This window comes from Streptosporangium becharense, from assembly GCF_014204985.1.
In the GTDB taxonomy this organism is placed as follows: Bacteria; Actinomycetota; Actinomycetes; order Streptosporangiales; family Streptosporangiaceae; genus Streptosporangium; species Streptosporangium becharense.
The window spans coordinates 7,212,172-7,224,333 of sequence record NZ_JACHMP010000001.1 but is presented as its reverse complement, the minus strand read 5'-3'; the positions used below and the strand labels follow the sequence as shown (position 1 = coordinate 7,224,333).

General features: G+C 72.0%; 10 protein-coding genes. 5 read left to right on the top strand and 5 right to left on the bottom strand.

The features are described from left to right. Positions 1-12 precede the first annotated feature (12 nt). Together F4562_RS31215 and hpaD are read right to left on the bottom strand one after the other, a co-directional pair. Positions 13-1,179, bottom strand: coding sequence for an aromatic ring-hydroxylating dioxygenase subunit alpha (locus F4562_RS31215; protein ID WP_184540263.1), 1,167 nt, complete (start codon positions 1,177-1,179; stop codon positions 13-15). Positions 1,180-1,225: 46 nt separating this feature from the next. After that, positions 1,226-2,071 (bottom strand): 3,4-dihydroxyphenylacetate 2,3-dioxygenase, encoded by an 846-nt coding sequence (gene hpaD, locus F4562_RS31210; RefSeq protein ID WP_184540261.1) that lies wholly within the window; start codon positions 2,069-2,071, stop codon positions 1,226-1,228. Positions 2,072-2,265: 194 nt separating this feature from the next. On the opposite strand from hpaD, the gene F4562_RS31205 reads away from it, so the two are divergent. Both F4562_RS31205 and hisC read left to right on the top strand, forming a co-directional pair. Next, entirely contained in the window at positions 2,266-2,991 is a 726-nt protein-coding gene (locus F4562_RS31205; protein WP_184540259.1) for a FadR/GntR family transcriptional regulator, read from the top strand. Between the two features lie 149 nt (positions 2,992-3,140). Then, positions 3,141-4,211: a histidinol-phosphate transaminase gene (hisC, locus tag F4562_RS31200; RefSeq protein ID WP_184540257.1), complete on the top strand. Its 1,071-nt coding sequence runs from the start codon at positions 3,141-3,143 to the stop codon at positions 4,209-4,211. On the opposite strand, the gene F4562_RS31195 is transcribed toward hisC, so the two are convergent. The 3 genes from F4562_RS31195 to F4562_RS31185 all read right to left on the bottom strand — a co-directional run bounded on the left by F4562_RS31195 (position 4,176) and on the right by F4562_RS31185 (position 6,684). Continuing rightward, on the bottom strand, positions 4,176-5,411 hold the full coding sequence (locus F4562_RS31195) for a TIGR04500 family putative peptide maturation system protein (RefSeq protein WP_184540255.1): 1,236 nt from the start codon (positions 5,409-5,411) through the stop codon (positions 4,176-4,178). The two genes, hisC and F4562_RS31195, sit on opposite strands and share 36 nt — an antisense overlap. Beyond that, positions 5,411-6,400 (bottom strand): MvdC/MvdD family ATP grasp protein, encoded by a 990-nt coding sequence (locus F4562_RS31190; RefSeq protein WP_184540254.1) that lies wholly within the window; start codon positions 6,398-6,400, stop codon positions 5,411-5,413. Before F4562_RS31190 ends, F4562_RS31195 begins: the two co-directional genes overlap by 1 nt. 125 nt (positions 6,401-6,525) lie before the next feature. Beyond that, positions 6,526-6,684 carry a hypothetical protein gene (locus F4562_RS31185; RefSeq protein ID WP_184540252.1) on the bottom strand — a complete coding sequence of 53 codons (159 nt, stop codon included), beginning with the start codon at positions 6,682-6,684 and terminating at the stop codon, positions 6,526-6,528. A 156-nt stretch (positions 6,685-6,840) separates the two neighbouring features. Here F4562_RS31185 and F4562_RS31180 point away from each other — a divergent pair, with 156 nt between their 5' ends. The 3 genes from F4562_RS31180 (at position 6,841) to F4562_RS31170 (ending at position 12,154) form a co-directional block, all read left to right on the top strand. Continuing rightward, positions 6,841-7,638 (top strand): IclR family transcriptional regulator, encoded by a 798-nt coding sequence (locus F4562_RS31180; protein ID WP_184540250.1) that lies wholly within the window; start codon positions 6,841-6,843, stop codon positions 7,636-7,638. Between the two features lie 73 nt (positions 7,639-7,711). Then, on the top strand, positions 7,712-10,540 hold the full coding sequence (locus F4562_RS31175; RefSeq protein ID WP_184540248.1) for an FAD-binding and (Fe-S)-binding domain-containing protein: 2,829 nt from the start codon (positions 7,712-7,714) through the stop codon (positions 10,538-10,540). Between the two features lie 210 nt (positions 10,541-10,750). Continuing rightward, positions 10,751-12,154 carry a glycoside hydrolase family protein gene (locus F4562_RS31170; protein WP_184540246.1) on the top strand — a complete coding sequence of 468 codons (1,404 nt, stop codon included), beginning with the start codon at positions 10,751-10,753 and terminating at the stop codon, positions 12,152-12,154. Positions 12,155-12,162 lie beyond the last annotated feature (8 nt).

The following is a 12,162-nucleotide window of genomic DNA, read 5'->3' as shown; positions in this document are numbered from 1 at the left end:
TTCCGGGCGGGGTCATTCCGTCATGAAGGCGGCCGCGTCCAGCTGGATCAGCGCCTTCTCCTCGTCGAACGCCACGCCGACCGGATCCTGACCGGCGGCCACGGCGTCGATCTGCCGCTTGAGGAACCTGCGGAGCATGACGATGCCCCGGTCGGTGGTGCCCAGGTGCTCGGCCGCGTGGTCGGCGATGTCACCCTGGCTCTTCTGCGCCTCGTAGTCGCCCGGCATGCGTTGGTGCTCCTCCTCGGTCAGCTCCGCCCAGGGGCGGCCGTCGAAGAGGGTCCGGATCCGGGCGATCGCCTCGGGGTTGCTGGTGCGGAAGACGGAGTAGATGCGGAAGGTCGTGTCGTCGATGGGCACCACCCAGCCGACGGAGTCGGCCGGGCCGAGCACCTCCAGGCGCGGGTTGGGCACGACGCGCAGGTTGGGGAAGACCACCTGGGTGCGGCGGCGGTAGACGCGGCCGTCGTCCAGCCGCCGGTCCTGGATGCTGCGCACGCCGTGGTCGGTGAGCTCCCACTCCACCTGCGGCAGCACGCCCATCTCCTTGACGAACTGCACACCGGAGAACGAGCCGTGCAGGATGGGCGCGTGGAAGGGGTCCATCACGTTCTCCCAGTGCTGCAACCAGTTGAAGTCCACGATGACCGGGCCGCCCGAACCGACGCTGCGGTCGTCGGCCACCAGCTCCTCGCCCTCCCCGAGGTTCTCGAAGATCGAGAAGCGTGGGAAGACCGGCATCCGGTCCGGCGGGCCCATGTAGGCGAAGACCAGCCCGGCCCACTCGTGCAGCGGGTACCACGGCTGGCGGACGCGGTCGCGATGGCGTCCGCCGTCCGGCTCGCACGGCTGGTCCAGGCAGGCGCCGTCGGCGCCGAACAGCCACCCGTGGTAGCAGCAGCGGATGCCCTCGTCCTCGACCTTGCCGTAGTAGAGGGAGCTGCCGCGGTGCGCGCAGTTGGGGTGGATGAGTCCCGGCACGCCCTTGCGGGTGCGGAACAGGATGAGGTCCTCGCCGAGGATCCTGACCTTCCGGGGCGTGGTCGTGGCGTCGCCCGCCAGACCGACCGGCTGCCAGTAGCGACGCAGCAGCTCTCCGGCGGGGGTGCCGGGGCCGACGAGCGTCAGCTCGGGGTTGTACGAGGCGGCGGCGCGGCCGTAGGCGGTTCCCGTCAGCATGCGAACTCCTTTCGAGGGGTCGGGGGGGTGAGAGAGGACGCCGGGCTCACAGCGAGAAGTCGACGTTGGCCTGGCCGGTCCCGGTGCTGCTGAAGAAGTCGCCGACCAGCTCGCCCCGGCCGCGGTAGTCCTCCCAGCCGAGCGCGCCGAACAGCATGATCGTGTCGCCCATGCCGGCCTCACCGTGGCAGCGCCTGGCGTACTCGGGGAGCATCGCGAGGAACTCGGTCATCCGGCCCTCGCGCCACAGCTCCAGCACCCGCAGGTCGACCTGGCGGTTGAACTCGTTGGTGTGCGCGTTGAGCTTGGTCTCGGAGATCGCGTTCGACGGGAACTCGTGCGACAGCGAGCCGCTGGCCAGCAGCGCCACTCTGCGGTCGCTCGCCTCGATCGCCCGGCGCAGTGCCCGGCCCACCTCGCGTTGTTCCTCCAGTGAGGAGTAGATGTTGACGCCCATCGACAGCACCGCGAGGTCCCCGCCGGGGTTCATCAGGTGCATCGGGACGAGCGTGCCGTACTCGAAACCGAGGTCGGGGACGTCGTGGGCGAGCGCCTTGAGCCCGCTCGCGCGGATCTCGGCGGCGGCCAGCCCGGCCAGGTCGGGAGCGCCACGGTAGTCGTAGCCCAGCCCCGAGATGAAGTGCGGCAGCTCGTGCGAGGCGTAGCTGCCCGCGATCCGCTCCCGGGCGTTCAGATGGAACCCGGCGTTGTTCTGCCAGTGCACGTCCATCACGAGGAAGGTGTCGGCGCCGCGCTCGCGGGCCCGGCGGCCGAGCTCGGTCAGGCCGTCGACGGCGTTCTGCCGGATTCCCTCGTGTTTGGTGCCGGTCTGCAGCGACAGCCAGATCGACGGCACATGCGTGATCTTCGCCGCGAGGACGATCGAGCCCATCGCGCTCCCTTCCGTGCCTGAACGGGGAGGAAGCCCTCACCCGGTCGGCCGATTAACTCAAATCATTACTATGGTTACCGCTCCCCTCGGGAACATGTCAACCATTTGTATGATTTGTGTGGTTGCCCAACACGCGGCGGACACGGAACGCCCCTACAGTTGACGGACTGCAGGCCACTCGGAAAGAAGCCCACATGCAGGACACAGACACGGTCAGCCAGGTAACTTTCGACCGGAGTGACGCCCGGTCGTCGATCGCGGAGACGCTGGTCGAGCGCATGGAGGAGACCATCCGCGGCAGCTCCCTCGGGCCGGGCCACCGCCTGGGCACCAAGGAGGACCTGCGCCGGCAGTTCGGCGTCGCCCCGGCGACACTCGCGGAGGCCATCCGGGTGCTCCGGCTGCGCGGGGTCCTCGACGTGCGACCCGGACCGGGCGGAGGGATCTTCGTCGCCGAGCAGTCCCCGCTGGTGCGGCTCGGCCACGACATGCTCCAGCTGGGCGCCGACGGCACCTCGATCACCCACTGCCTGGCCGTGCTCGACGTGCTCGACCAGGAGGTGGCGCTGGACGCCGCCGCGCACCGCACCGAGCAGGACGTCGCCGAGCTGACCGAGTTGCTCGAACGGCTCCGGCGGACCTGGCCCGACCCCGCCGAGTCGCAGCGCTGCAACTGGGACCTGCACCGCCGCCTCGCACTGATCTCACCCAACGTGCTGTTGCGGACCATGTACACCCGGCTGGTCGACTACATCAGCGGCGAGCTGGGCCAGGCCATCACCGCCGAGGACTTCCGCAAGGGATCGGCCGACCGGCTCCAGGTGCACGTGGACCTGGTCGACGCCGTGATCCGGGGCGACCAGCGCGGCGCCGAGGCGATGGCGCTGCGCCACCGCGGCCTCACCCGCCCCGATCGCTGACACGTCCGAGGACCGGCGCGGACCGGACCGGCCGTCACCCGCCCGGCTTCGCCGCGACGGTGCCCGGATGCCCTCTCTCCATCCTTGCGGGCCAACATAAATCATTATATAGATTTATATGATCGGATCTACCGGCCTGGAGGAGTGAGATGACCGTCAAGCACCGTGCCGCCATCGACGAACTGGTGTCCTACACACCGGGCCGCACGCCGACCGGCGGCCGTCCGCAGGTGAAGCTCTCCTCCAACGAGATGCCGTACGGCCCGCTCCCCCACGTCGTCCGGGCACTGGCCGAGGCCGGCACGACGCTGAACCGCTACCCGGACTTCCACCGGATCGAGCTGACCGCCGCACTCGCCCGCCGGCACGACGTCGACCCCGCCCAGGTCGTGGTGGACAACGGGTCCGGGGCGTTGCTCCAGGTCCTGGCGTCCGTCATCGCCGGTCCGGGGGACGAGATCCTGTACGCCTGGCGCGCGTTCGAGAGCTATCCGATCGTGACCACCGTCGCGGGCGCCGCCTCCGTGCGAGTGCCCCTCGACGACGGATACGCCCACGACCTGCCCGCCATGGCGGACGCGGTGACCGACCGGACCCGCATGGTCATCGTCTGCAACCCCAACAACCCCACCGGCACCGTGGTCTCCGCGGCCGACCTGGAGCACCTGCTCGACGCCGTCCCGGACGACGTGCTCGTCGTGCTCGACGAGGCCTACCACGACTTCGTCACCGACCCCCGGTCGGCCGACGGCCTCGACCTGGTCCGGCGCCGTCCGAACATCGCGGTGCTGCGCACCTTCTCCAAGGCGTACGGCCTGGCGGGCCTGCGCGTGGGCTACTGCGTGACCCGCCCGGAGACCGCCGCCCTGATCAGGAAGTCGATCGTGGGCTTCTCCGTCTCGACCCTCGCGCAGGCCGGCGCGCTCGCGTCACTCACTCCCGAGGCCGGGGTCGAGCTCAAGGAACGCGTCGCCCACGTCATCGCCGAACGCACCCGGGTCGCCGACCATCTGACCGCCCTCGGCGTCCGGATCGTGCCGAGCCAGGCCAACTTCATCTTCATGCCGATGCCCGACGGCCCGGCCAGGGCCGCCGCGTTCGAGGAGCGCGGGGTCATCCTCCGCGCGTACGGCACCGACGGGCTGCGCATGACCGTCGGCACGGCCGAGGAGAACGACCTGTTCCTACGGATCGCCGCCGACGTCCTGCCCCGCGGCTGACCGGGCGGGCCCGGAGCCGGCCGGGCCCCGCAGCGCCTCGTTGAGGGCGACGGTCCGGGGCACGGTGCCCCAGAGCCACTCCAGCCTGGCCTCCGCCCGCCGCCGCATCAGCCAGCGGTCGAACAGCACCCGCTCGATCTCACGGCGTGTGACGTGGTCGAGCTCGGCGGAGTGCACCTCCAGCACCCTGGTGACCGCGGGTTCGCGTCCCTGCGGGCCGAGCAGGTCCCCCACGCCCGCGCCGGCCGCGCCGGGGCCGAGGTCACGGCGGCGCACCCGCTCCACCCGGACGTCCGCGCCGTGCTCCAGCACCTCCGCGATCATCGACGCGAGGACGTCCGCATCCCCCCGGTCCGCGTCCCCCCGGTCCGCGATCGGCTCCCGATCCGCCATCGGCTCCCGGTCCACGCCCGCGTGCCGGGCGACCGCCGCGCGGGCCGCCTCGTGGTCGGCGTAGCGGGCCCGCAGCACGCGCAGTCCGTCCCAGCCGCGGGAGTCGGCGGCGAAGGCGTCCTCCACCGCGCCTCCCACCAGACGCGTCCGCAACCGCGCGACCGAGGCCTCCGCGGTCACGATCTCCTCCAACCGGGCGTCGCCGACGCCCCGCTCCGCCATCCACGCGCGGGTGGCCTCGACCGTGAGCAGGCCCCGTGCCCGGCGGAAGGCGTCCATGGCCTCCTGAAGCTCGGCGGCCGGCAGCTCGACCGGATGACGGGCCAGCTCCTGCTCCACCAGGGCGGCGTTGACCAGCCGGGTCGTCAGGGACGGGTCGGCCCACAGCACGTCGAGCACGGTCATGGCCTGCTCCACCGTGACGTCTTCCCCGTCGACGCGGAGCAGGACGTGCTCTCCGGCGTGGCGGCTTCCCCGCAGCGGCCACGGCAGGGCACGGTCGGGGGCGAAGGCGACCGACACGGTGCCGTCCCCGGCCGTGATCAGCATGTCGTAGTGGAAGGGGCCGCCCGGGAAGTCCTGCTGCCACACCAGCCGCATCGGCACGTCCGGGTGTGCCCGGCGGAGTTCGGTGGTCAGCCGCCGGGCGGTCACGGGTTCCTCGTCACGGAGCCGGTGCAGGTGGGCCAGCACATCGGACAGCAGACGACCACCGGGCAGCGACGACGGCGAGGAAGCCGGGGGTGGGGAGGCCGGGGACGCGGAAGCCGGGAGCGGGGAGGAATCCGGGGGCGGCAGAGACACCATCAGGCTCCTTCGAGCAGGTAATCGCAGACGGCCTCACTGATCGGCAGGCCCGTGAGGCTCTCGATCCACAACCACTGGCCGTTGGGATTGATCTCCAGGAAGACGTGACGGCCGTCGGGGGTGAGGATCAGGTCGATCGCCCCGTAGGCCAGGCCCAGGCGGTCCGTCAGGGCGAGACAGCGGGCGGCGACGTCCGGTGACAGCTCGTGCGGGCGATGCGGCGTGACCCCGGTGTCGTAGCATCGCCAGTCCAGGCCAGTCCGGTTGGCCTCCTGGGAGTGGATCTCCGCCGCGAAGATCCGGCGGCCGACGACGGTGACGCGTAGTTCGACCCGCTTGGGCACCAGCTCCTGGACGATGACCGGGCAGAAGCGGAGCCCGCGGGCGTAGGCCACGTCCCTGGCCGAGACCGGCTCGCACAATCGTTGCACGTGGAGGTCGCCGCCCACGCCGTCGGCGAACGGCACCTGGAACGGCTTGGTGACGATCCGGCCGTCGTGCCGGTCGTGGAAGTCCAGGAACGCCTCGGGGTCCGTGGTGATCACGGTGTCCGGTACGGCGAACCCGAGCTCGACGGCCAGCGCCAGCTGCGCGGCCTTGTCCCCGGCCCGCCGGAAGACCGACTCGCGCGCGGGTACCTGACGGCAGGGGAGGTTCTCCCACAGACCGGTCATCAGGGCGTGGCACTCCTTCGCCGCGTACCCGGCCACGGCGGGGTCGGTGAGCTCGGGATGCGCGGAGGCGGGGCCCGAGGGGCGGCGCCACCACAGGGCCGTGACGGCGTCGAGGTCGACGGCCGCGTCCCTCGTGCGCAGCACCCGCCTGACCGGGCCGCCCGGCTCGTAGGCCAGCTCCACCGAGGCCGCCACCGGGAAGTCCGGCGGGTCGAAGACGGTGACGCGCGCGCCGCGGCCGGCGAGGAGGGCGGCGACGCGGTCGGCGTGCGGGTCTCTCGCGCCGGTGAGGACGAGGACGTGCGGGGAGGACATCGGGCTGTTTCCTTGACTGCGATCGGTGCTGCGGCGGTCGCGGGCTCCCGGCCGGCCCGGGTGCGGGGGCGGCACGCCCCCGCGTTACGGTCGTCGGCGGTCCGGTGCCGCCTCGCCCGAACGGGCTACCAGACCTGGAGGTCGTCGATCTCGCCTCCGTTGGACCAGGAGTGCTCGAGAGGGTTCTTCCTCGTCCCCCCGTTGACGCCGATCAGGTCGCTCTCGTCCAGCTCCGTGCCGACGGCCGGGATGTCGCGCAGTTCGGTGCCACGCTTGGCGCCCATGGTGGTTCTCCTTTTCGAGGAAGCCGGATGGCCTTCAGCGCGCATCCTGCCCGCAGCCCCTTGTAAGCCGCATGGAACCACTAGGAACGAGGTTCCTCCGGCGAACCCGACGAGGGCGGCTTCCACTTTTCGGAACGATGGTCTAACTTTCGGAACATGACTGAACCGGCGGCCCATCTCGGGGGTCCGGAGGCGGAAGCCGAGTCCAGGCTCGTCGGGTCCGACCGCGTGCTGGCGGTGCTGGCCGAACTGGCGCGGCACCCCGACGGGATCGGGCTGGAGGACATGGCGCGCGCGGTGGCCAGCCCCAAGCCGACGGTCCACCGTGCCCTGGCGTCGCTCCGCCGCGCCGGGTTCGCGGCGCGGAACGGCCACGGGCGCTACGTGCTCGGCGACGAGTTCCTCCGGATGGCCTTCGCCCACCATGAGGCCCGGCCGGACCACGTCCGGGTCGTCCCGATCCTGGAGGCGCTCTGCGACCGCTACAGCGAGACGGTGCACTACGCGGTACTGGACGGGTTCTCGGTCGTCTACCGTTCCAAGCTCGATCCGCCCGCCGGGGCCGTCCGGCTGACCTCGGTCGTCGGCGGCCGGAACCCGGCCCACTGCACCGCCGTCGGGAAGGTGCTGCTCGCCCAGGCGCTCCGGGACGAGGAGGCGGTCCGCGACTGGGTGGGACAGCGGCGGCTGGAGCGGCCGACGGAGCGTTCCGTCGGCACGGCCGAGGAGTTGCACGCCGAGCTCGTACGCATCCGCGAGCTGGGTTACGGCGTCGACGACCAGGAGAACGAGCCGGGCGTCAACTGCGTGGCCGTACCCGCCTACCTCACCTCGCCCACCGTGCCCAGCGGCGCCGTCAGCGTCAGCGGCCTCGCCTACCGCACGCCACTGCGGACGCTCGTCGACGACCTGCCCGCCATCCGCGCGATCGTCGCCGGACGGGTGACCACGTGACGGGCGGTTCGCCCCGGCCGCCCGGAAACTCCCCGTGGGTCACCGGAACCACCTTCAGAGGAACGAAGAGGACATGAGCGTCACCCACTCCGAGAACCCGCGGCGGCTGAGCGCGCCGGCCCCCGCCGTCCTGGCCGCGGTGGAGGCCGCCGTGCCGGGGATCGCCCGCACCAGGGTGAGCGACCGGCTCGGCATGGCCCACGACGCCTCGCACTACCTGCTGACCCCGCAGGCGGTGCTGGTACCCGAGAGCGCCGAGCAGGTCGCGGCGCTGATGCGGGCCGGTGCCGCGCACGGCCTGCCGCTGACCTTCCGTTCCGGCGGCACCAGCCTGAGCGGGCAGGGCGTCAGCGAGCACCTGCTCGTCGACACCCGGCGGCACTTCCGCGGCATCGAGGTGCTCGACGGCGGCGCCCGGGTCCGGGTGCAGCCGGGAGCCGTGCTGCGGCAGGTCAACGCCCGGCTCGCCGCGTACGGCCGCAAGCTGGGACCCGACCCGGCCAGCGAGTCGGCGTGCACGATCGGCGGGGTCGTCGCCAACAACTCCAGCGGGATGACCTGCGGCACCCACGCCAACACCTACCGGACGCTGGAGTCGATGGTCCTCGTGCTGCCCGGCGGCACCGTCGTCGACACCGCCGCCCCCGACGCCGACGCACGGCTGCGCGCTCTGGAACCCGGACTGGCGGAGGGGCTGGAACGGCTGCGCGACCGGATCCGGGGAAACGCGGACTCGGTACGCCGCATCACCGCCCAGTTCTCCCTGAAGAACACCATGGGGTACGGGCTCAACAGCTTCCTCGACCACGACTCGCCCGCGCAGATCCTCGCCCACCTCGTCGTCGGCAGCGAGGGGACCCTGGCGTTCGTCGCGGAGGCGGTCCTGCGGACGGTGCCGGCGTACCGCGCGGCCGCGACCGGCCTGCTCGTCTTCCCCACGCTGCGCGAGGCGATGGCGGCGATGCCGGCGCTCGTCACGGCCCACCCCGCCGCCGTCGAACTGCTCGACGCCGAGTCCCTGCGGGTGGCCCGGGACGACCCGCGCGCCGACGGAGTCCTGCGCACGCTGGAGGTGCGCTCCCACGCCGCGCTCCTGGTGGAGTGGCAGGAAAGCGATCCCGAGCCGCTCGCCGAGCGGGAGCGGGAGGCCGAGCGGCTGTTCGCCGCGCTCCCCCTCGCCGCTCCGGCACGGCTGAGCGGGGACGCCGGCGTCCGCGCCGCGCTGTGGCACATCCGCAAGGGCCTGTACGCCTCCGTCGCCGGAGCCCGGCCCAGTGGCACGACCGCCCTGCTGGAGGACGTCGCCGTCCCCGTGCCCGCCCTGGCCGACCTCTGCGACGACCTGGACGACCTGTTCGCCAGGCACCGCTACGAGCGCAGCGTCATCTTCGGCCACGCCAAGGACGGCAACCTGCACTTCATGCTCAACGAGGGCTTCGGCCCCGGGGCGGACCTGCGGCGCTACGCCGACTTCACCGAGGACATGGTCGCCGCCGTGCTCGACCGGGGCGGCACGCTCAAGGCCGAGCACGGCACCGGCCGGGTCATGGCCCCCTTCGTGCGCCGCCAGTACGGCGACGAGCTGTACGAGGTGATGCTGGAGGTCAAACGGTTGTGCGACCCCGGCGGCACGCTGAACCCCGGTGTCGTCCTCACCGACGACCCCCGCGCGCACCTGCGCGACCTCAAGGCGGTCGTCACCGTCGAGCCCGAGGTCGACCGCTGCGTGGAGTGCGGTTACTGCGAACCGGTGTGCCCGAGCCGGGATCTCACCACGACCCCGCGCCAGCGCATCGTGCTGCGCCGCGAGCTCGCCGCGGCCCGTTCCGCGGGCGACCTGGCTCTCGCCCGGCGGCTGGAGGAGGAGTACCGCTACGACGCCGTCGACACCTGCGCCGTGGACGGCATGTGCGCCACCGCCTGCCCCGTGCTGATCAACACGGGCGAACTCACGAAACGCCTGCGCGCCGAACGCCACGGACGCCTGGCGCGGGCGGGCTGGAAGGCCGCCGCCGGCCGCTGGGGAGCGGTGACCCGGACCGTGGACCTGGCGCTCGACACGGCCGCGGCGGCGCCGCCCGGACTCGTCGAGCGGGCGAGCCGGGCCGCCCGCGCGGCGGGAGACGCCGACACCGTCCCGGCGTGGAGCCGCGACCTGCCGCGCGGGGGGACGCCCCGCCGCGCCGCCCCCGACCCGGCGGCGGACGCCGTGTACGTCCCGTCCTGCCTGAACACCCTGTTCGCTCCCGCGGACGGCGGCCCCGGCGTCATGGCCTCGCTGCGGCGCCTCACCGAACGGGCGGGCCTGAGACTGCACGTGCCGGACGGGATCGCGAACCTGTGCTGCGGAACACCGTGGTCGTCGAAAGGGCTCACCGACGGCTACGACGTGATGCGCCGCCGGGTGCGTGAGGCGCTCATGACGGCCACCGACGGCGGCCGCGTCCCCGTCGTCAGCGACGCCGCCTCCTGCACCGAGGGATTCGAACGGCTCGCCGCCGCGACCTCCCCCGCCCTGCGGGTGCTCGACGCGGTGGGCTTCGTGGCCGAGCACGTCCTCCCGCGTCTGCCCGAGGCCCGCCGTCTCCCGTCGCTGGCTCTGCACCCGACCTGCTCGTCGACCCGTCTCGGGCTCGACGCCGCCATCACCCGCGTCGCCGAAGCGGTCGCCGAGGAGGTCGTGGTGCCCGACGGCTGGCAGTGCTGCGCCTTCGCCGGCGACCGCGGCCTGCTGCATCCGGAGTTGACCGCCTCGGCCACCCGGGCCGAGGCGGCGTCGGTGGCCCGCGGCGACTTCACCGCCCACGCCTCGGTCAACCGCACGTGTGAGATCGGCCTGACGCGCGCCACCGGAAAGCCCTACCGTCACCTGCTCGAACTGCTGGACCAGGTCACCGCGTGACCTCGCTCTCCCTGCCGCGGGAAAGCAGGTGGGACGGAGGACACGGACGGGCCGCCGGACGGGGCGGAGAACGCCGACGGACCGCGCGTCGGCGGCCGAGATAACGATTGGCTGTAAATCCGGATAAGTCAGGGGCCACGTTACAGCGGCCTTACATCCCTCACGGAAGGCTACAACCCCGGCAAATACTAAGAATTAGGTGAGGATTAGGTGTCATCGGATATCTCTGCGTCAGCAGAGCGGGGGCGTTCCGGGTGGAGGCTGGCCTCGGCCGCGGCGATCACCGCGCTGGCGCTCGCCGTGGCGAGCTGCTCCACGGACAACACCACAGGTCGCACGCGGGCCGGCACGGGGCCGTCCACCGCGGGGTCGTCCACCGCCTCCCCGTCGGCCGCCGCGGAGACCGAGATCGGCAAGCCGCCCCCGGTCGACGCCGCCTGGCCACGCTGGGGTTTCACCCACACCGCCGTCAGCGCGAACAACGTCACCGAGCAGTTCGAGCAGGTCGTCGCCGGAACCCTCGCCCGTACCCCGATGGTGCAGAACCAGCACATCATGGGCTTCGGCGCGCTCAACCCCCAGCCCCGCCGGAACGAGTTCTACTGGGAGGACCTCGACAGCCGCCTGAACCTCATGAAGGAGTCGGGCTCCATCCCGGTCATCACGCTGTGCTGTGCCCCCGACTGGATGAAGGGCGGCCCCGAAGGCCCGACCGAGGAGACGGCCTGGAGGGACCACCTGGAGGACGCCCCGTATCCGCAGCACTTCGACGACTTCGCCAAGCTGTCCGCCGCCGTCGCCACCCGCTACCGCGACGTCAAGTACTTCATGGTCTGGAACGAGCTCAAGGGCTTCTGGAAGGACCACTCCAAGCCGGCGGACATCAAGGGCTACACCGACCTGTACAACAAGGTGTACACCGCGGTGAAGGCGGTCCGCCCGGACGCCCAGATCGGCGGCCCGTATCTGGGCTTCGACAGCGACAGCCAGGGGGAGTCCCCGCTGCGCGGCCCGTGGGGCGTCGTCAACCAGAACGCGCTGGACGCCTTCGAATACTGGTTCGCGAACAAGAAGGGCGCCGACTTCGTCGTCGTGGACGGCGCCTCCCCCACCGAGACCCACGAACTGCTGCCCGACGAGTTCGGGGCGCTGGGCAAGTTCAGCGCGGTCACCTCCTGGCTGCGCGAGCGGACCGGTGACCTGCCGATCTGGTGGGCGGAGTGGTACTTCGTACCCGAGGACGGCAAGACCACGTGGCCCGAGCCCAAGCGCCTGGCGGTGCAGGCCGTCTCGATGATGGAGTTCGCCCGCAGCGGCGCCGCCACCGCCCTGTACTGGAACCCGCAGACCAAGGAGGGGGCCTGCCCGGGCTGCATGTGGAACCCGCAGACCGGCGCGACGCTCCCGACCGGCCGGCTCGTCACCGAGTTCACCCGCCGGTTCCCTGCCGGGGCCGAGCTGGAGACCGTCGCCTCCTCCGACCCCCGGGTCCGCGTGCTGGCCCAGCCGCGCGAGCTGTTGATGGTCAACACCGCCGACAAGCCCGTCACCGCGACCGTGGACGGCGAGAAGGTCACCCTCCAGCCGTATGAGATCAACTGGAGCAGTCGCTGAGCCCTTCG

Coding starts and splice junctions, on each gene's coding strand:
- F4562_RS31215 (WP_184540263.1), bottom strand. CDS start 1,179: ATGCTGACGGGAACCGCCTACGGCCGCGCCGCCGCCTCGTACAACCCC.
- hpaD (WP_184540261.1), bottom strand. CDS start 2,071: ATGGGCTCGATCGTCCTCGCGGCGAAGATCACGCATGTGCCGTCGATC.
- F4562_RS31205 (WP_184540259.1), top strand. CDS start 2,266: ATGCAGGACACAGACACGGTCAGCCAGGTAACTTTCGACCGGAGTGAC.
- hisC (WP_184540257.1), top strand. CDS start 3,141: ATGACCGTCAAGCACCGTGCCGCCATCGACGAACTGGTGTCCTACACA.
- F4562_RS31195 (WP_184540255.1), bottom strand. CDS start 5,411: ATGGTGTCTCTGCCGCCCCCGGATTCCTCCCCGCTCCCGGCTTCCGCG.
- F4562_RS31190 (WP_184540254.1), bottom strand. CDS start 6,400: ATGTCCTCCCCGCACGTCCTCGTCCTCACCGGCGCGAGAGACCCGCAC.
- F4562_RS31185 (WP_184540252.1), bottom strand. CDS start 6,684: ATGGGCGCCAAGCGTGGCACCGAACTGCGCGACATCCCGGCCGTCGGC.
- F4562_RS31180 (WP_184540250.1), top strand. CDS start 6,841: ATGACTGAACCGGCGGCCCATCTCGGGGGTCCGGAGGCGGAAGCCGAG.
- F4562_RS31175 (WP_184540248.1), top strand. CDS start 7,712: ATGAGCGTCACCCACTCCGAGAACCCGCGGCGGCTGAGCGCGCCGGCC.